The organism is Salibaculum halophilum (genome assembly GCF_002094885.1).
GTDB classification, from domain to species: Bacteria; Pseudomonadota; Alphaproteobacteria; order Rhodobacterales; family Rhodobacteraceae; genus Salibaculum; species Salibaculum halophilum.
On sequence record NZ_MSIT01000007.1, the window covers coordinates 108,683 to 125,802 of the forward strand.

The 17,120-nt window shown below is 66.7% G+C and carries 18 protein-coding genes and 1 tRNA gene; 8 read left to right on the forward strand and 11 right to left on the reverse strand.

The genetic code is table 11. The features are described 5' to 3' along the window. Positions 1-22: 22 nt before the first annotated feature. Entirely contained in the window at positions 23-313 is a 291-nt protein-coding gene (locus BU124_RS15000; RefSeq protein ID WP_245831620.1) for a Rossmann-fold NAD(P)-binding domain-containing protein, read from the reverse strand. A 94-nt stretch (positions 314-407) separates the two neighbouring features. On the opposite strand from BU124_RS15000, the gene BU124_RS06140 reads away from it, so the two are divergent. The 5 genes from BU124_RS06140 to BU124_RS06160 all read left to right on the forward strand — a co-directional run bounded on the left by BU124_RS06140 (position 408) and on the right by BU124_RS06160 (position 4,640). Next, positions 408-1,301 carry a LysR family transcriptional regulator gene (locus BU124_RS06140; RefSeq protein ID WP_084861720.1) on the forward strand — a complete coding sequence of 298 codons (894 nt, stop codon included), beginning with the start codon at positions 408-410 and terminating at the stop codon, positions 1,299-1,301. Between the two features lie 58 nt (positions 1,302-1,359). Further along, the gene (gene leuB / locus BU124_RS06145; RefSeq protein WP_084861722.1) at positions 1,360-2,466 is read left to right on the forward strand and encodes a 3-isopropylmalate dehydrogenase; all 1,107 of its coding nucleotides are present in this window, start codon (positions 1,360-1,362) and stop codon (positions 2,464-2,466) included. A 73-nt stretch (positions 2,467-2,539) separates the two neighbouring features. Beyond that, the gene (locus BU124_RS06150; protein ID WP_084861725.1) at positions 2,540-3,532 is read left to right on the forward strand and encodes a DMT family transporter; all 993 of its coding nucleotides are present in this window, start codon (positions 2,540-2,542) and stop codon (positions 3,530-3,532) included. Positions 3,533-3,547: 15 nt separating this feature from the next. After that, positions 3,548-3,624 (forward strand) — tRNA-Pro (locus BU124_RS06155). Positions 3,625-3,980: 356 nt separating this feature from the next. Next, positions 3,981-4,640, forward strand: coding sequence for a response regulator transcription factor (locus tag BU124_RS06160; protein WP_245831628.1), 660 nt, complete (start codon positions 3,981-3,983; stop codon positions 4,638-4,640). A 91-nt stretch (positions 4,641-4,731) separates the two neighbouring features. Here BU124_RS06160 and BU124_RS06165 read toward each other — a convergent pair whose 3' ends face one another. The 3 genes from BU124_RS06165 to BU124_RS06175 all read right to left on the reverse strand — a co-directional run bounded on the left by BU124_RS06165 (position 4,732) and on the right by BU124_RS06175 (position 8,437). Beyond that, a complete protein-coding gene (locus BU124_RS06165; RefSeq protein WP_084861729.1) occupies positions 4,732-5,220 on the reverse strand; it encodes a hypothetical protein in 489 nt (162 codons plus the stop codon). A 139-nt stretch (positions 5,221-5,359) separates the two neighbouring features. Continuing rightward, positions 5,360-7,888, reverse strand: coding sequence for a hybrid sensor histidine kinase/response regulator (locus BU124_RS06170; RefSeq protein WP_084861732.1), 2,529 nt, complete (start codon positions 7,886-7,888; stop codon positions 5,360-5,362). A gap of 18 nt (positions 7,889-7,906) precedes the next feature. Further along, entirely contained in the window at positions 7,907-8,437 is a 531-nt protein-coding gene (locus BU124_RS06175) for a putative pterin-binding protein (protein ID WP_084861734.1), read from the reverse strand. Positions 8,438-8,978: 541 nt separating this feature from the next. Between BU124_RS06175 and BU124_RS14760 the strand changes: the two genes are divergently transcribed. The 3 genes from BU124_RS14760 to BU124_RS06190 all read left to right on the forward strand — a co-directional run bounded on the left by BU124_RS14760 (position 8,979) and on the right by BU124_RS06190 (position 10,671). Next, positions 8,979-9,227: a hypothetical protein gene (locus BU124_RS14760; RefSeq protein WP_084861736.1), complete on the forward strand. Its 249-nt coding sequence runs from the start codon at positions 8,979-8,981 to the stop codon at positions 9,225-9,227. Between the two features lie 223 nt (positions 9,228-9,450). Continuing rightward, on the forward strand, positions 9,451-10,311 hold the full coding sequence (locus BU124_RS06185; protein ID WP_084861738.1) for a sigma-70 family RNA polymerase sigma factor: 861 nt from the start codon (positions 9,451-9,453) through the stop codon (positions 10,309-10,311). A 120-nt stretch (positions 10,312-10,431) separates the two neighbouring features. Then, the gene (locus BU124_RS06190; protein ID WP_084861740.1) at positions 10,432-10,671 is read left to right on the forward strand and encodes a CDGSH iron-sulfur domain-containing protein; all 240 of its coding nucleotides are present in this window, start codon (positions 10,432-10,434) and stop codon (positions 10,669-10,671) included. Positions 10,672-10,695: 24 nt separating this feature from the next. Here the strand turns inward: BU124_RS06190 and ccoS are convergent, their stop codons facing one another. From ccoS to ccoO, 7 genes are all read right to left on the reverse strand, one after another. Then, a complete protein-coding gene (gene ccoS / locus BU124_RS06195) occupies positions 10,696-10,857 on the reverse strand; it encodes a cbb3-type cytochrome oxidase assembly protein CcoS (RefSeq protein ID WP_084861741.1) in 162 nt (53 codons plus the stop codon). Between the two features lie 2 nt (positions 10,858-10,859). Beyond that, positions 10,860-13,064, reverse strand: a complete 2,205-nt coding sequence (locus tag BU124_RS06200; RefSeq protein ID WP_179141874.1) for a heavy metal translocating P-type ATPase — start codon at positions 13,062-13,064, stop codon at positions 10,860-10,862. Continuing rightward, a complete protein-coding gene (locus BU124_RS06205) occupies positions 13,064-13,510 on the reverse strand; it encodes a FixH family protein (RefSeq protein WP_084861743.1) in 447 nt (148 codons plus the stop codon). Before BU124_RS06205 ends, BU124_RS06200 begins: the two co-directional genes overlap by 1 nt. After that, the gene (gene ccoG, locus BU124_RS06210; RefSeq protein ID WP_084861746.1) at positions 13,510-14,928 is read right to left on the reverse strand and encodes a cytochrome c oxidase accessory protein CcoG; all 1,419 of its coding nucleotides are present in this window, start codon (positions 14,926-14,928) and stop codon (positions 13,510-13,512) included. The genes BU124_RS06205 and ccoG overlap by 1 nt, the downstream gene beginning before the upstream one ends. A gap of 287 nt (positions 14,929-15,215) precedes the next feature. Then, a complete protein-coding gene (gene ccoP, locus BU124_RS06215) occupies positions 15,216-16,106 on the reverse strand; it encodes a cytochrome-c oxidase, cbb3-type subunit III (RefSeq protein WP_084861748.1) in 891 nt (296 codons plus the stop codon). Continuing rightward, positions 16,103-16,321, reverse strand: a complete 219-nt coding sequence (locus BU124_RS06220) for a cbb3-type cytochrome c oxidase subunit 3 (RefSeq protein ID WP_084861750.1) — start codon at positions 16,319-16,321, stop codon at positions 16,103-16,105. Before BU124_RS06220 ends, ccoP begins: the two co-directional genes overlap by 4 nt. Before the next feature lie 10 nt (positions 16,322-16,331). Continuing rightward, on the reverse strand, positions 16,332-17,108 hold the full coding sequence (gene ccoO, locus BU124_RS06225; protein WP_084861752.1) for a cytochrome-c oxidase, cbb3-type subunit II: 777 nt from the start codon (positions 17,106-17,108) through the stop codon (positions 16,332-16,334). Positions 17,109-17,120 lie beyond the last annotated feature (12 nt).

Sequence of the window (17,120 nt, forward strand, 5' to 3'; positions counted from 1 at the left end):
GTCGCTGCGGTGTTTCCTCGGATCAGGTTCCGGGGGTGTCACCGAAATTGTAGACGTTGCCGGGCAGGATCACAGTCGCGCCGCTGGACTGCGCCGCGGCGATCACCCGCGCGGTGATCTCGGGGACCAGGCGGGCCCAGTCGTGATAGGCCGGGGGATTGAGGCCGTTGACGATGACATCCGAACCCGCGGCGGCCCGGGTCATGTCGGTCCCGCGGGTATAGGGTCGAACGCGCCAGTCCGCGCTTTCAAAGGCGGAGGCCGCGTGGCGGCCGATCTTTCCATTGGCGCCGAGTATGAGGGCAGTGGGCATGTCTTGGTCTCCTGTGTAACGCATGCCGAGAGTCTGTCACCTGCCGTTCTGAACAGGAATTGCCTGACAGCGCAGGGCATGTATTCATTTGTGAATGGAAATGCTGCATCGTCTGGACTGGTCGCTCTTGCAGACCTTTCTCGCTGTCGCCGAGGAGGGCAGCCTGTCCGGCGCGGCCCGGCGTCTGGGCGCCTCGCAGCCCACGGTGGGACGGCAGGTCAAGGCGGCCGAGCAGCAACTGGGCGTCGCCCTGTTCCAGCGCCGCGCGCGCGGGGTCGCGCTGACCGAAACCGGTGCAGCCCTCGTCGCGCCAGCGCGCAGCATGGCCGAAGCGGCCCAGCAGATCGCCCTGACCGCGGCTGGGCGGGACACGGCCCTGTCGGGCACCGTGCGGATCACCGCGAGCATGATTATCTCCGGCGCGCATCTGCCGCCGATCATCGCCGGATTGCGCCGCAGCGAACCGGACATCGAGATCGAGCTGGTCCCCTCGGACACGACCTCGAACCTGCTCTACCGCGAGGCAGACATCGCGCTGCGGATGTTCCGCCCACGGCAATTGGACCTCGTCACCCTGCACCTGGGCGACATCGCCCTCGGCACCTTTGCCGCCCGATCCTATGTCGCGCGGCGCGGTCTGCCCGGGCGACCCGAGGAGATGGCCGCGCATGACGTGGTCGGCTTTGACCGCGACCCGGCCATCCTCGAAGGCTTCGCGCAGATGGGCGTTCCGGTCACGCGGAATTTCTTCCCCGTCCGCTGTGACGACAACCTGGTCTACTGGGAACTGGTGCGCGCGGGGTGCGGCATCGGCTTTGCCCAGCGAGAGATGGGCCTGGCCGACCCGGATCTGGTCGAGATCGACCTCGGCCTGCCGCTGCCGACCCTGCCTGTCTGGCTGACCGCGCACGAGGCCATGCGCGAGACCCCGCGCCTGCGCCGGGTCTGGCGCGCCTTGCAAGAGGGGCTCGCGCCGCTGGTTTCTTGACGCCCCGCGGGGGCTCGGCTAGGCGGTTTCGCACGCAACGCGCAAAGGACCAGACAAGATGCCCACGCCCTCGCTGCTTATCCTTGCCGGTGACGGCATCGGCCCGGAAGTCATGACCGAGGTCAAGAAAATCATCGGCTGGTTCGGCGACAAGCGCGGCATGGCCTTCGACGTGCAAGAGGATCTTGTCGGCGGGGTTGCTTACGATGCGCACGGGACCCCGCTGCACGACGACACGATGGCCCGCGCCCAGGCCGCCGACGCCGTGTTGTTGGGCGCCGTGGGCGGGCCGAAGTACGACGCCCTCGACTTCAGCGTGAAGCCAGAGCGCGGGCTGCTGCGCCTGCGCAAGGAAATGGACCTTTTCGCCAACTTGCGCCCGGCGCAGTGCTTCGACGCGCTGGCCGATTTCTCGTCCCTAAAAAAGGATGTGGTCGCCGGCCTCGACATCATGATCGTGCGCGAACTGACCAGCGGTATCTACTTTGGCGAGCCGCGCGGCATCTTCGAGGAGAGGGGCGAGCGCGTGGGCCTCAACACCCAGCGCTACACCGAGGGTGAAATCGCGCGCGTGGCCCGAGCCGCCTTTGACCTGGCGCGCAAGCGTTCGGGCCGGGTCTGTTCCATGGAAAAGGCCAACGTCATGGAATCCGGCATCCTGTGGCGCGAGGTCGTCCAGGCGGTGCATGACGCCGATTACCCGGACGTTGAGCTGTCGCACATGTATGCCGACGCCGGTGCCATGCAGTTGTGCCGCTGGCCCAAGCAGTTCGACGTGATCGTCACCGACAACCTCTTCGGGGACCTGCTGTCGGACGCCGCCGCCATGCTGACCGGCAGCCTCGGGATGTTGCCCTCGGCCTCGCTCGGGGCGCCCATGGAAAACGGCCGGCCCAAGGCGCTGTATGAGCCCGTCCACGGATCGGCCCCCGACATCGCCGGGCAAGGCAAGGCCAATCCGATCGCCTGCATCCTCAGCTTTGCCATGGCCCTGCGCTACAGCTTCGACATGGGCAATGAGGCGGACCGCCTGGAAAAGGCGGTGGAACGGGTGCTGGCCGAGGGCAAGCGCACCGCCGATCTTCTGGGCGGGGAAGGTGTGCAGCCCGTGACCACGAGCGAGATGGGCGATGCCGTGGTCGCGGCGCTGAACACCAGCCTGTAGGGTTGGCCGGGTTTGGCCTTTTTCGCGTCGCGGCGTTGGTGCTAACATCGCGCCAAGCCAAAAGGATCACCCCATGTCGGCCAACCTGCGCGGTGCCCTGTTCGCGCTCCTCGCCTTCGGGATATTCGCCACCCATGATGTTTTCGTCAAAACGCTGGGGGCAAGCTATTCGCCTGTACAGATCCTCTTCTTCTCGGTCTTGCTGAGCTTCCCGCTCGCCACGCTGATGCTGATGCGGGATTCCTCGCCGGGCACGCTGGTGCCGGTCCACCCTTGGTGGATGGCGCTGCGCACCGTCGCGACGGTGCTGACCGCGCTCGGGGCCTTCTTCGCCTTCTCGGTGCTGCCGCTGGCACAGACCTACGCCATCCTGTTCGCCGCCCCGTTGCTGATCACCGTGCTGGCGATCCCGATGCTGGGCGAAACCGTGCGCCTGCGCCGCTGGATCGCCGTGATCGTAGGGCTGGGTGGTGTCATGGTCGTCCTGCGTCCCGGTGCGACCGAGATCGGGGCCGGTCACCTTGCCGCGCTCACGGCCGCCGTGGGCGGCGCGTTCAATTCCGTCATCGTGCGCAAGATCGGGGCCGAGGAACGCCCCGTCGTGATGATGCTTTACCCCATGGTGGCGAATTTCGTGCTGCTGGGGGCAGCCCTCTATTTCGTCTACGAACCGATGCCGATCGAGCATCTGGGCCTGCTGGCGCTGATCGCGATCTTCGCCTTCACCGCCGGGCGCCTCGTCATCGCCGCCTACCAGGCCGGCGAGGCGGCGATCATCGCGCCGATGCAGTATTCCCAGATCATCTGGGCATCCTTTTACGGCTACCAGTTCTTCGGCGAGACAATTGATCGGCCCACCCTGATCGGCAGCTCTCTGATCATCGCCTCGGGGCTTTACATCGTGCTGCGGGAAAGCACCGGCACGCATTCGCGCACCACGCCGGTGCTGCGCACCCGGTCGCGCCCGGACACCGGAACCAGCCTGCGCACGGGTCCATTTCTGCGCTTCATCGGCAAGCACCCCGACAGCAGAATCGGCCTTGCAAAAGCCGACCGGCAGGAGTAATTCGCGCCCCACGGTCGGAGTGTAGCTCAGCCTGGTAGAGCACTGTCTTCGGGAGGCAGGGGTCGTAGGTTCGAATCCTGCCACTCCGACCAATGGGCTCTGGCACATCTTGGCGTGTCAGCACACGTGCATCGGATCATTGACCGTCTTTCCTTGTAAAAAACCGGATGGGGCGTGTCGCGGTTCGCTGGCGCGCCGGGCTGGCGCGGGTGTGGCAGGGCAGGACCGCACCAACGCGGCTACTTTGGTATCTCGCGTTGGGCAAAAGGGTGTATCGCGAGGGTGCCGTTAGCGGCCGCTTTTCATTTGATTTATATCGTTGCCCACGGTGAGCCGATCCACCCGCGCGACCGGATCGTAACGCATAAGCATGTGCGTGTCGCGAACAGGTCAAGGGCGACGTCGAGCATCAACCTTGCAACCGATTGGCGGTGACCACGTGGAAGAGATGACAAGAAGAAGCGAGAAACCCGGGTCCGAACCGGCACCGGACGACATTCACGTGCTCATTGCGGATGATCATCGGATGATTGCCGAAGCCTTGCGTGCAACGTTGCTCGAACACGGCGGGTTCCGGGTCAGTCTCAGCGAAACGCTTGACGGGACACTCGGCACGTTGCGTGCCAACGGCAAGGACAGGGTTCTTGTCATGCTCGACATCACGATGCCCGGCATGCAGGGCCTGCGCTCGGTCAAACGGGTGATCGATGCGGTGCCCAACGGCTCGGTGGTTCTTTTCTCGGGCACCAGCGACGGGGATTTCGTCTGGCGCGCGATCGACCTCGGCGCCAAGGGGTTCGTTTCGAAATCGCAGCAGTTGCGCAGTCTGCCGACCACGCTGCAGCTCATTCATGACGGCAATGAATTCGTTCCGATGTCGCTGCCGCGCCGTGACGCCGCCAAGAAAGCCTCCGACGCCTCGCTGAGCGATACGGATCTGTTCATCCTCAGGGCCGTGGCCGAGGGCAAGACCAACAAGGAAATTGCCCTGGAGATCGATCGAAGTGAGGTCGCCGTGAAGATGCGGATGCGCACGATCTGCCAGCGGCTAAACGCGCGCAACCGGGCCCATGCCGTCATCGTGGCGTCCAAGGCAAATCTGTTGTGACCGGGACGCCGCCGCCGAGGTGATCGGCTTGGTTGCGGACGGGATGGCCGGCTGGGCAGTCACGCGTTTTTCGGGCGTGGCCCTTTGTCCGCTATGCCGGCGTGTAGGCTGCTTCCCCGCGCCGAGCGTTCCAGGCCACGGCGACCGGCTCGGCAGGCCGCGCGTCGAGATGCCGGCGCCAGTCGAGGTTGTTCACCGGGGCCTGTAGAAGTGCGATTTCCAGCGACGCGTGCAGCACCGGCACGCGCAGGGAAACGTCGCCCAGCATCATGCGGTGCGTGCCGAACTCGTCCGTCTCGAAGTCCCGCGACAACAGGATGGTGGGCCTGTCGCTATGGGTGAGGCGCAAACGGCTCAGCGCGTCGAACTGGGCGGCCACGCTTTCCTGGCTGTCGAGGTCGATCATCACGACGTTGATACCGGGATCGGCTGCAAGCGCGCGGTCAAGCGCCGGGTAGTCCGAGACCTGCACGATCTCCGCCTCGTTCTGTTCGAGCACGTCGCGCAATCCGACCAGGACGGTCGGCTGTTTGCTGAGCAGGATGCAGCGGGCATCCGGGCCGTCGTAAACGCTGAACATTGCGGTTTGTCCTTGTTTTTGCCTGTGACCCCACTGTGCCACCAACGGGGCCATAACGCGTGCAATCGATCGTGTGTGCGCCGGACTCGGAAGATGGCCCTGCACCCTTTGAGACTGCCCTGGCTTTGCGGCCCGGGTTTCAGATGGGCGGGACGGGTTCACCCGCGTGGGCGAGGAACCGCTCGATCTCGACGCCGAGAACGAGCGTCATGCCGCGCAGGCCGTCGGGATCGTCCGCCCCGCACAGGCGTTCGAGTTCCAGCAGCGCATGGCCGAGCCGCGCGTGCCCGATGCAGAGCAGTGCCCCGCCCGCGTGATGCGCCATGCGCGCCAGCGCGTCGAGGTCAGCCGCCTCTGCCGGGGCGCCTTCCCCCGGCAACAGGGCCAGCACCCGGCGCAAGTCCTGCGCCGACCGGGCCAGCATGTCGGGGTCGCGGGTCGCATCCGTATCGTCAAAGGTGTCATCGCCCATGGCCCGTTCCTCCAGGGCGTCGCGGATCACGGCTTCGAGCCGCGCACTGTCGAACGGCTTGAACAGGAAGGCATCGATGCCGCCGGCGGCGACGCTCTCTTTGTCCGCCTGCGACATCGTCGCCTTGGCGGTTGCCGCGATGATGCAGGCGTCACCGGAAACGCTCGAATGGCGCAGGCATCGGGCGACCGTCTCGCCGGTCAGGCCGGGCATGTTCAGATCGGTCAGGACCAGGTCGAAGGGTGACCCGAGCGCGATCCGAAGTCCCGCTAGGCCGTCCTCCGCGGCGGTGACTGTGCAGCCGATGGTCGCGAGCATGCGTTCCAGCAGCTCGCGGTTGGTGGCGTGATCCTCGATCAGCAGCACGTTTCGGCCCCGGCATGATAAATCCGCCACCGGCGGCGCGGCCTCGTGCTTGTCCTCGACCGCCGGCGTTGCCGCATCGGTCCCGGATGCCTGCATGGCCAGGGGGAGGACGACCCGAAAGGTCGTCCCCGCGCCCGGCGTGCTTTGCAGGTCGATCCGGCCGCCGAGGGTCAGCACGGCCTTGCGGACGATCCCCAGCCCGAGGCCCGTGCCCGCGCCGTCGCGGTCGCGAAACCCCGAGACGTAGTCGGTAAAGATGTGGTGGGCATCGGTGTCGCTGATCCCGGGTCCGGTATCGGCAATGTCCAGACACAGCGCCGGCCGGCCGGAAAGATCGCCGTCGGATGCACGGATCGTCACGGTGCCGTCCTCGGTCGCCTTGACCGCGTTCGACACGAGGTTGTGCACGACGCGGAACAGGTCGCGTGGCACGCCGTGCAGCATCGCCGGACCGTGCCAGTCGAACACCAGCCTGGTACCGCGTGCGGCGGCGAGAGGCTGCATTTGCAGAAAGACTGAATGCGCCACCGCACGGGCGTCGAATGTCTCGGGCGGGCGGGGGCGTGTCTCGTCGCTGTCGCGGGCCACATCGAGCACGTCTTCGACCTGCTGCAGGGCGGTCTGCGCGGCGGCCCGAACCTTGGGCAGATAGCCCAGCCCTCCGCTGCTGGTATCGGCCTTCTCGGCCATGTCGGCGGCGACGACGATACTGTGCAGCGGCGTGCGCATCTCGTGGCTCATGGTCGACAGGAACCGCTGCTTGGCCGCGGCATCGCGCCGGGCCTGGGCCAGGGCACGCCGGGTTCTGCGCCGGGCGTTCCGCTCCACGGAGAGATCGCGCAGGAAGCCGACAAGCACGCGCCGGCGGTCCTGGTCGCGAACGCGCACCACGCTCAGTTCGGCGGGAAAGAGCGTTCCGTCGCCACGGCGCGCGACGACCGGCATGCGGCGCAGTCCGGTGCCCGCCGCATCGGGCTGGTCTAGCGCGGCACGCAGGCGGGCCGCCATGGCCGCGTGGCCGCGCCGGGGCGCGAATTCCGCCAGTGCGTCGCAGCCCAGAACGGCCGCCCGCTCCCGCCCGAAGATCCGTTCCGCGGTGCGATTGATGTCCGCCACCCTGAGCGCCCGGTCGACCACGATGATGCCGTCACTGGAGACTTCGAGCATCTTTGCCAGATAACTGGTCAGGTTGCGTTCAGAGGCGTTCTTTCGGGCCAGCGACCGCCCCAGATGCGCCAGCAACCCGCCCAGGATCAGCATCACGAGAATGAGCGCCGACAGGGTCAGGAAGGCCGTGCGCAGCGAGGCGTGAACCTCCTCGCGCCGGGCTTCCTGATCCTCGATGCCGGCCAGCATCGCGGCCAGCGCGAAATCACGGACCTCCGGGCGGCCGGCGCGGACGGTTCCAAGAATGTCGCGCACCTGTGGCGCGTTGACGTATCGGCCGGCATCGATCGGCACGGTCAGGCCGTCGCGCAGCTGCTGCACGGCTGCGAGCGTTTGTTCGACATCGGGGCGCGCGGCGAACATGTCATAGCGCTCGGCCACGGTGTCGACGCGCGCGTAGAATATGTTGAACCGTTCCAGGATCGCGGCCCGGGTCGGCGGCGACAACTGCCCCTCGGCCTGAATCTCGATCAGCCCGTCCTGAAGGGCCAGGTGGAACCGGTTGTAGGCAACCTCGACCTGGGCGAAGTTCCAAGCGTCGCTGTCCGACCGCGCGAGCGCGAAATGGTCTACCTTTTCCGACAGTTGACGGCCCAGCACCACCAGCATGGCGAGGGCCAGGAAGAGCGCGAGGCCACCGCTGACCCGGCGCAACATCAACATGATGCACTGGCCCCGGGATCAGTTTCCGGCATCCGGGCCCGCGCCGGGCTGACCCAGCCTGATATCCGTCAACTGCCAGACCGACAGGCTGTAGTGCAGTTCGGTCTTGAATTCGGGCTCCTCGTCGAATGGAAACATCACCCACAGCGGGCCCTTTTCGCGGATCGAAAACGGGGCGCCATCCAGCCGGTTGGCGATGATTGGATACTGTTCGCCGATCAACTCGGGCTCGAGGGTCACCGCGTAGTCATTGGCGGCCACAAGTTTGACCGGGGCCGACGGCTCGGCCCCGACCTTTGTCAGAACCCGGTGCAGGGACGGCCCGGAAAAGCTGTGCCGCTCCGCTGTCCAGAGCGTCGAGGTGACGAAGGATGTCTGCGCCAAGGCCATGAGGTCGGCATCGGTCAGTTCGATGGGCGGCGTGCCCTGTGCCGGATGGATCGTCAGCACGACCGGCGTGTCATCCGCGAGGGCCCGATCCGCCACCAGAAACGGGGTCACGAGGGCCAGCACGACGGCGCGCACAGTCTTTAGCGGGCGCTTGCGCATGAAATTGTTCCTTCCGGTTTTCGATCACGTCCGCCGATCCGGCGATCCACGCCAGTGGCGCCTGAGTTTCGCTGCGCAGATATCAGGCTTCTTTCAGCGGTTGAACATAACTTTGGTTTCCAAATAGATCGTAAGCTTGACGGCGCGATACCCCGCAAAAACAGGGCGCGACAGCGGCGGGCGTGTCGTCTGACCCCGGCACGATGCATTTGCGCGGTGGCGGGGGCGGTTGTCAGGCAACCAAGGCGCGGACAGAAACTTTCGATCTCTTGTGGTTAGCCGCAGTTCACGGGACCTTGGAAAAACGATGTTCCCTCCGAATATCGGCCGATGCGACGGGCGCAGCGGCAATGCTCCGCCGCGCGTGTCCGTGCCTTCGGCACCGTGTCCGGCCAGGCCGTCCTTCCCCAACAGGTTCGACCTGGCCGGACATTCCTGCAGGCCCTTGTGACGGCTGAACGATCAATGCCCAGTCCGGGACCGGACCGCGGCTCCGTCCCCGCACCGTGAGACTAAAAGCACGCGCCAGAGACCACGCGCCATGACCGATGTGATGCACAGGGCCCGAAAGCCCCAGCCCGAAGAGCAGGCCCTTCTGACCTTCGTTAAGACGGCGAAACCGCGGGACTCCCATGTCTACGGTCACAGCGACAGGCGCGCATCACGCTCGGTCATGGAGCTGGCGCGCGTCTTGCAGACACGCGGGCTGATTCTACTGGTGCAGAAGCGCGAGAAAAAAGGCTTCGCATACACGGCGATCCGAACATCCAGGCCCGCCGACCCGAGGTAACGGTTTGCGACGCGGTGCCACTGGCCCGATTGGAAGGAGCCAGGGCGACCCTATGTCGCCCGGTGCCGCGACCGGATGAACAAGGCCACCGTCCGCGCGCCGGTTGGGCCCCGGGCCGACATGGGTCGGCACAAACCTTCAAGAAGTGATAGCGTATCGAAACGGGTTTGACAGCGGCTGGGCGCTGCACGTAGTTTCGCTTCGAAACCAATAAAGCCCTTTCATGAACAAGCCCGTCACCAACATCACCAGCGGCAGCCGCCGTGTCCGCAGCCCCGGAATGCTGTCCCGCGACACCGAACAGGCCCTGATCCGCGCCTGGCAGGGGCAGGGCGACCGCGCCGCACGAGACCGTCTGCTCGCCGCCTTTGCGCCGCTGGCCGCCGCGATCGCCAAGCGCGTCGGGCGAGACAGCGGCGAGGTGGACCCGGACCTGCTCCAACAGGCCAATATCGGCTTGATGAAGGCGGCCGACCGCTTCGACACCGACCGGGGATTGAGGTTCGCGACCTACGCGGCCTGGTGGGTGCGCGACGAGGTGCAGGCCTACGCGCGGTCGAACATGTCGATCGTGCGGCGGCCCAATTCGCACCAGACCCGCGCTGCGGTCGCGCGCCTTGCCCGACTCGATGCGCAAACGCCGGACGAGGGCGGTGCCGACAGCGCCGCGCAGAACAGGCAGCTCGCCGAGGCGCTGGGCGTGGGCGAGAAACGCGCCGCCGAGTTGCGCGCGCTCGTCACCGGGCGGGATCAGTCCCTCAATGCCCCGGCGCAGGACGAGGACGGCGCCGAGCGCATCGCCCTTCTGGTCGATCCCGCGAGCCTCGACACGCCCCTGCCCCTGCAACGGCTGGAAACGGAGGGCCTGCGGGCGGTGCTGGCCGAGGCGCTCGCGACGCTGCCCCGGCGCGAGTGCGATATCATCATCGCCACCCAGATAAGTGACCCGCCGGCCACGTTGGACGGGCTGGGCGCACAGTATGGCGTCTCCAAGGAACGGGTGCGGCAGTTGCGCGAACGCGCCTTCGAACGGCTTCGGGCGGCCCTGGCCGACCACGGTGTCGGCCCGGACCACCTGAGCTGAGCGCGCCCGTTGCCAGAATGTGCGCTGCCCGGGGGCTTGATCGCCGGCGCGACGGCATCAGCTATCGGGTAGGCGTGCCGTGCACGCCCGGCAACGTCACACAACAGCGAAAGGAAACCCATGTCGGCCCCCGAGATCGCCCGCAAGGCCCCCTATGCAACGAATGTCGAAGCCGGAAAGAGCTACTTCTGGTGCGCCTGCGGCAAGAGCGCTAACCAGCCCTTCTGCGATGGCAGCCACAAGGGCACCGATTTCACCCCGGTGAAATACACGCCCGAGACGGATGGCAAGGCGGCCTTCTGTGGTTGCAAGGCCTCCGGCAACGCGCCGCTCTGCGATGGCACCCACGCCAAGCTCTAGCGCGAAGCGCCACCGGCCGCCGGGTCAGTCCTCGGCTGGGTGGTCGTCGTAGGTGTCCGACAGGATACGGCGGGCGTCGCCCTCGGGGTCGTCGTACTGGTTGGTGCGCAGGGTCCAGATGAACCCGGCCAGCCCGATGATCCCGAGAAAGATCGAGATGGGGATGAGAAAGGACAGGACTTCCATGCCTACCTCACGCGTAGGGCGTTCAGGGAAACGGTGATCGAGCTGGCCGACATGGCCAGCGCCGCGATGAGGGGCGAACACAGGCCCGCGACCGCCAGCGGCACCGCGATGATATTGTACCAGGTGGCCACCGTGAAGTTCTCGCGGATGCGGCGCAGGCTGCGCCCGGCGGTCGAGATCGCCTCGGGCAGGGGCGACAAGGTCGCGCCCAGCAGCACGATGTCCGAGGCCACGCGCGCCGCGTCCAGCGCCGAGGCCGGCGAGATCGAAACATGGGCGGCCGTCAGGGCCGCGGTGTCGTTCAGCCCGTCGCCCACCATCAGAACCTTGGCGCCCTCGGCGCTCAGCGCCTCGATGCGGGCGGCCTTGTCGGCCGGCAGCGCCTCGGCCGTCCAGTCGTCGATCCCCAGGGAGCCGGCCAGCGACTGCACCGCCCTCGGACTGTCGCCCGACATCAGGATCACGCGCATCCCGCGTTTCTCAAGCGCCGCGACGGTTTCGGCGGCGCCATCGCGCAGGCGGTCGGTGAACAGGATCGGGTGTGCCGCCTCGTCGCCGACCCGCAACCAGGCAGCGGTCTGGTCCAGCGGCTCGGCGCCCAGCCAGGCGGCGCGGCCCAGCCGAACGGGGTGGCCCTGCCAGGTGCCTTGCGTCCCGTGGCCCGGCACCTCGGTGATATCGGTCACGTCGGCGGGGACGACACCGGCCGCACGGGCGGCCTGGGTCAGCGCCTTGGAAAGCGGATGCGCCGATCCTGAGGCCAGCGCCAGCGCGATCTGCAGGTCGCGCGGCGGCATGTCGGCCAGGTTGGTCGGAACCGGGGTGCCCGCGGTCAGCGTGCCCGTCTTGTCGAACACCACCGTGTCGACCTGCGCCAAACGTTCCAGGGCGGTGGCGTTCTTGATCAAAAGCCCGTGCCGGAACAGCCGGCCCGAGGCGGCGGTCGTCACTGCCGGAACGGCCAGCCCCAGCGCGCAGGGGCAGGTGATGATCAGTACGGCGGCCGCGATATTCAGCGCGACGCGCAGATCGCCGGTGTAGGCAAGCCAGCCCACAAAGGCCAACGCCGAGAGAACATGGACCCCGGGGGCATAGAGCTTGGCCGCCTTGTCGGCCAGCGAGGTATAGCGCGACCGGCCGGATTCGGCGACGGCCACCAGATCGGCCATGCGGTGCAGCGAGGTATCGCGCCCCACGGCCGTTGCGCGGATCACCAGCGGGCCAGTCAGGTTGACCTCGCCCGCGCTGACCGCGCGGCCCGGTTCGGCGCGGACCGGCACGGTTTCCCCGGTCAGCAGAGACCGATCAAGCTCCGACGTGCCGTCGGTGATGTCCCCGTCTACCGGCATGCGCGCCCCGGGATGGACACGCACAAGGTCGCCCACGGCAAGGGTCCCAGCATCGACCTTCTCGTCGCCCTCGGCGCCGATGCGCCAGGCCTTGGGCACCTCCAGCGCGGCCAGTTCGCGCGCCGCCGAGCGCGCGACGGACCGGGTCCGGTGATCAAGGTAGCGGCCCGTCAGCAGGAAGAAGGTCAGTGCGATGGCGGCGTCGAAATAGGCGTGCTCGCCCGACAGCGAGGTCTCCCAGAGCGAAGTGACCAGCGCCAGCAGGATCGCCAGCGAGATCGGCACGTCCATGTTCAGGTGACGCGCGCGCAGCGCGGTCCAGGCGTTGCGAAAGAACGGCTGCGCCGAGAAGGCCACGGCCGGCATGACGATCGCCGCGGAAATCCAGTGGAACAGGTCGCGCGTGGCGCCCTCGGCCCCTGACCAGACCGCGACGCTCAGCAGCATGACGTTCATCGACGCGAACCCGGCCACCGCGAGCCGCATCAGCAGGTCGCGCCCGGCCCGGTCGGCCGCGTCGCCCGACAGGGTCGCGGAATCCAGCACATGCGCCTCGTAGCCCAGCCGTTCGACATCGGCGGCGATATCGGCCGGGTCGGTGCCGGGAGCGGCGTGCACCGTGGCGCGCTTGCGGGTCAGGTTGACCCGCGCGTCGCGCACGTGGGGCAGGGCCAGAAGCCCCTGTTCGACGGTGTTGATGCAGGCGGCGCAATGGATCGTCGGCAGGGACACGAGGATGGTTTCATCCTCCGCGCCGGCCTGTTGCCGCGCGCGCTGCGCGGCGACGCTGGCCATGGAACAGCCCGGGCAGGCCGCGGCCCCCGTTTCGAACTCGGTGTCGAAATCCGTGCTTGCCATCAGTCGACCAGGACCACGATCCTCTGCCGGAAGTCGGTTCCGTCCGGCGCCACGGCGTCGAGCCGCAGGTTCCAGTTGCCGTCCGCGGTTTCGACCGGGGCGACATAGGCCTCGCCGTTGAATTCGAAATCCGGGGTCTGGTCATCGCGGACCGACGTGGCCCGCCCGAAGACGCCGCTGAGGCTTTGCACCTCGACCGGTACGCCCTCGGCGTCGGTGATGGACAGTGTCAGGACCTCGTCGCGCACAACGGCATCGACCGTCCAGTCAAGCGCCAACTGGGCGGCGCGTTCCGCGTCCCAGTTCTGGCTTGCGACGTAGGAATTCTTGACCTCGAGGCCCGGGAAGGTGCGCACCGCCGAAAAGGCCAGCAGCAGGTTCACGGAGATGATGACGGCAAAGGCGCCGGCGAAGAAGAAAAAGACCTTGCGGCCGGTGATCACCATTATCTGCTCTCCAGTCCATTGAAGTGGGTGTCTTCGTGGGTGCGCTCGTTGCTTTCGAGGTCCTCCACCCAGATGCGGAAATCCGTGCGTGTCTCCTGGGCCGCCTCGGACCCGGCCGGTGCCGTGACATAGACGCGCTGGATCAGCATTTCGTCGGCCTCGACCTGCACGGTCTCATAAGGCGTGCCCTCGATCTGCAGATAGAGCATCGGCGCGCCCGTCACCGTGATCCGGAAGGGGCGGTCATCGCCGGTCATGTTGCGCAGGCGCAGTTCGTAGGTGTTGCGCACCGATCCGTCCGCCATCTGGTCGAAGAGCGGGTTGCGTTCGGCCCGGACCGTCAGGTCGATCTCGGAGCGCACGAAGAGCGCCACCACGAGGCCCACGCCGACTGCGGCCCAGAGCGAGGAATAAAGCACGGTGCGCGGCCGGAAGATGTGGCGCCAGATGTCCTTGGCCTGGCCGCCGGCGCGCTCGACCTCTTCGTCGCGCAGGGTGAAATAATCGATCAGCCCGCGCGGCTTGCCGATCTTTTCCATCACCTCGTCGCAGGCGTCGATGCACAGGCCGCAGGTGATGCAGGCCAGCTGCTGGCCGTCGCGGATGTCGATGCCCGTGGGGCAGACGTTGACGCAGGCATTGCAGTCGATGCAGTCGCCCAGGCCCTCGCGGGTCTTGCCCTTGCCGCGCGGTTCGCCGCGCCATTCGCGATAGCCGATGGTGATCGTGTCCTCGTCCATCATGGCGGCCTGGATGCGCGGCCAGGGGCAGGCGTAGATGCAGACCTGTTCGCGCGCGACGCCGCCCATGAAAACAGTGGTGAAGGTCAGGATCGCCATGGTGGTATAGGCAACCGGATGCGCCTGGCCGGTGACCAGGTTTTGCAGCAGGGTCGGCGCGTCGGCGAAGTAAAAGATCCAGGCACCGCCCGTGGCCAGCCCGATCAGCAGCCAGACGACGTACTTCACGGCGCGCTTGCGGACCTTTTCGGTGTCCCATTTCTTTTTCCAAAGGCGCACGCGGGCGTTGCGGTCCCCCTCGATCCAGCGTTCGGTGAGGATGAACAGATCGGTCCAGACCGTCTGCGGGCAGGTATAGCCGCACCAGACCCGCCCCAGCGCCGAGGTGAAAAGGAACAACCCCAGCCCGGCCATGATCAGAAGCCCGGCGATGAAATAGAACTCGTGCGGCCAGATCTCGATCCAGAAGAAGAAGAAGCGCCGGTTGGCCATGTCGACCAGAACCGCCTGGTCGGGCAGGGCCGGGCCGCGATCCCAGCGGATCCAGGGCGTCAGGTAATAGATGCCAAGCGTCACCGCCATGATCCACCACTTGAGGGTACGGAACTTGCCCTTCACCCGGCGCGGGAACACGGGCTCGCGCTTGGCGTAGAGCGACTGGTCTTCGGTCGAACTCATGGAATCGTCCTGTTCGTGACTGTTCGCGTTGCACCCGGTTTCGCCGATATGACCGGCCCGTGGCTTTGACCTGGATCAACTGAAAGCCGTATCTGCGGGTCAGGTTTGCGATTCCCGGCATGTGGTCGGTCTGTCCGGCCCCACACCCGCGGGTCTCGGGCAAGGAAAACCCCCGGGCGCGACCCCGGGGGTTTGGCCCTCCGATCGGAGGGGACGGGCCTGAGGGAATGCGCGAACAGGTCTCGGGCCCGCTATTGCCGGGGCAGCCGCACGCCCCGGCAAGTCCTTTACTGGCCGCCGCCCAGCTGGTGGACGTAGACGGCCACGGCATTGACCTCGTCCTGGCTTAGGCCCGCGCCGACGCGGTAGTCTTCCGACCAGGCCGGCATGACGCCGAACCGCGAATTCATGACCGTCTCGGTCACGGTCTCCTCGTCGCCGCCATAGAGCCAGATCGCATCGGCCAGGTTCGGGGCGCCCTGGAAGGTGTCGCCCATGCCCTCGGGCCCGTGGCAGGAGGAACAGTTGAGGTCAAAGACCTCGGCCCCGGCCTCGGCCAGTGCGGCGTCGCTTTCGTTGCCCGACAGCGACAGCACGTATTGCACGACCTGGTCCACCTCCTCGGGCGGGAGGATGTCGCCGAAGGCCGGCATCTCGGACCAGCGCGCATCGAGCGATTGTTCGTTGCGGATGCCGTGGGCGACCGTGTGCGCGATCTCGTCCACCGTGCCGCCCCAGAGCCAGGCGTCGTCGCGCAGGTTGGGGTAGCCGTTGGCGGGGGCGACGCCGTTGGCGCCCGACCCGTGACACTGCGAACAGTTGGCGGCAAAGACCGCGCGTCCGCCGTTGACCGCGTAGCTGTAGACCTCGCTGTCGCGGTTGTCGACAAGCGCGGCAAGGTCCGCGCCGGCCAGTTCCGTGCGCAGCGCGGCGTTCTGGTCGTTCACCGCCGCGATGTCCTCGGCCACGTCGGCCCGGGTCGAGTAGCCCAGCAGACCGGCGGTCGAACTCTTGATGCCGGGCCAGGCCGGATAGGCGATGGAATAGCCGATCCCCCAGACGATGGTTGCGTAGAAGATCCAGACCCACCAGCGCGGCAGCGGATTGTTGAGCTCCTCGATGCCGTCCCACTCGTGGCCGGTCGTCTCGACACCGTCGTATTCTTTCTTTTCACTCATTTCTGACCCTCCGGGTCGGTGTTGTTGTCCTGGGAGCCGTCAGCATCGTCTTCCGCCGGTGCGTCCTCGTTGCGGAAGATGGAATTGGCCGCGTCCTCGTGCACCCGGCGCGATCCGGGCCGGAAGGCCCAGAACCAGGTCCCGATGAAGAAGATGAACAGCGCCAGCAGCATCCAGCTGTCTGCGAAGTGGCGAAGCAGGGAATAGGTTTCCATCGGTCTCTCCTCAGCGCGGCATCGCGGCTTCTTCGGGGGTGAAGGTCGAGAAATCGACCAGCGTGCCGAGCATCTGCAGATAGGCCACCAGCGCGTCCATCTCGGTCACCGCCTCCTGCCCGTCGTAGTTGCGCGCCACGATCGTATTGCGGGGCTCGCGGTCGTCGTCGGGGTTGTCGTCGGTGATGTAGCGCGCGACCAGCCCGTCATAGCCCTCCGAGAAGGGATCCAGCTGGGCGTGGAAGTCCGCTTCCACGTTCTCGATCATCTCGTCGGTGTAGGGCACGCCCACCATGGCCTGCGTGCGTAGAAGATCGTCCATGTGTTCCGGGTCGATCTCGCGATCCATCAGGTAGGCATAGGGCGGCATGATCGATTCCGGCACCACCGACTGAGGGTCGATTAGGTGATCCACGTGCCAGGCGTCCGAGTAGCGGCCGCCGACGCGGGCCAGGTCCGGCCCGGTCCGCTTGGACCCCCACTGGAACGGGTGGTCATACATCGACTCGGCGGCCAGCGAGTAGTGCCCGTAGCGTTCGACCTCGTCGCGCATGGGACGGATCATTTGGCTGTGACAGACATAGCAGCCCTCGCGGATGTAGATTTCCCGGCCTGCCAGTTCCAGCGGGGTGTAGGGGCGCACGCCTTCCACTTCCTCGATCGTGTTCTCGAGGTAGAAGAGCGGTGCGATCTGGACGATACCGCCGACGGTCACCACCAGGAAACTGCAGACGAGCAGCAGCGTGGCGTGTTTCTCCAGCACCTTGTGCTTGTCGAGAATGGACATCTCTTGGTCTCC

Excerpts from the sequence above, each read along its gene's own strand:
- BU124_RS06140 (WP_084861720.1), top strand. The coding sequence starts at position 408 with ATGGAAATGCTGCATCGTCTGGACTGGTCGCTCTTGCAGACCTTTCTC.
- BU124_RS14760 (WP_084861736.1), top strand. The coding sequence starts at position 8,979 with ATGACCGATGTGATGCACAGGGCCCGAAAGCCCCAGCCCGAAGAGCAG.
- BU124_RS06190 (WP_084861740.1), top strand. The coding sequence starts at position 10,432 with ATGTCGGCCCCCGAGATCGCCCGCAAGGCCCCCTATGCAACGAATGTC.
- ccoG (WP_084861746.1), bottom strand. The coding sequence starts at position 14,928 with ATGAGTTCGACCGAAGACCAGTCGCTCTACGCCAAGCGCGAGCCCGTG.
- BU124_RS06205 (WP_084861743.1), bottom strand. The coding sequence starts at position 13,510 with ATGGTGATCACCGGCCGCAAGGTCTTTTTCTTCTTCGCCGGCGCCTTT.
- BU124_RS15000 (WP_245831620.1), bottom strand. The coding sequence starts at position 313 with ATGCCCACTGCCCTCATACTCGGCGCCAATGGAAAGATCGGCCGCCAC.
- ccoO (WP_084861752.1), bottom strand. The coding sequence starts at position 17,108 with ATGTCCATTCTCGACAAGCACAAGGTGCTGGAGAAACACGCCACGCTG.
- BU124_RS06175 (WP_084861734.1), bottom strand. The coding sequence starts at position 8,437 with ATGCGCAAGCGCCCGCTAAAGACTGTGCGCGCCGTCGTGCTGGCCCTC.
- leuB (WP_084861722.1), top strand. The coding sequence starts at position 1,360 with ATGCCCACGCCCTCGCTGCTTATCCTTGCCGGTGACGGCATCGGCCCG.
- BU124_RS06150 (WP_084861725.1), top strand. The coding sequence starts at position 2,540 with ATGTCGGCCAACCTGCGCGGTGCCCTGTTCGCGCTCCTCGCCTTCGGG.
- ccoP (WP_084861748.1), bottom strand. The coding sequence starts at position 16,106 with ATGAGTGAAAAGAAAGAATACGACGGTGTCGAGACGACCGGCCACGAG.
- BU124_RS06200 (WP_179141874.1), bottom strand. The coding sequence starts at position 13,064 with ATGGCAAGCACGGATTTCGACACCGAGTTCGAAACGGGGGCCGCGGCC.
- BU124_RS06165 (WP_084861729.1), bottom strand. The coding sequence starts at position 5,220 with ATGTTCAGCGTTTACGACGGCCCGGATGCCCGCTGCATCCTGCTCAGC.
- BU124_RS06160 (WP_245831628.1), top strand. The coding sequence starts at position 3,981 with ATGACAAGAAGAAGCGAGAAACCCGGGTCCGAACCGGCACCGGACGAC.
- ccoS (WP_084861741.1), bottom strand. The coding sequence starts at position 10,857 with ATGGAAGTCCTGTCCTTTCTCATCCCCATCTCGATCTTTCTCGGGATC.
- BU124_RS06185 (WP_084861738.1), top strand. The coding sequence starts at position 9,451 with ATGAACAAGCCCGTCACCAACATCACCAGCGGCAGCCGCCGTGTCCGC.
- BU124_RS06220 (WP_084861750.1), bottom strand. The coding sequence starts at position 16,321 with ATGGAAACCTATTCCCTGCTTCGCCACTTCGCAGACAGCTGGATGCTG.
- BU124_RS06170 (WP_084861732.1), bottom strand. The coding sequence starts at position 7,888 with ATGTTGATGTTGCGCCGGGTCAGCGGTGGCCTCGCGCTCTTCCTGGCC.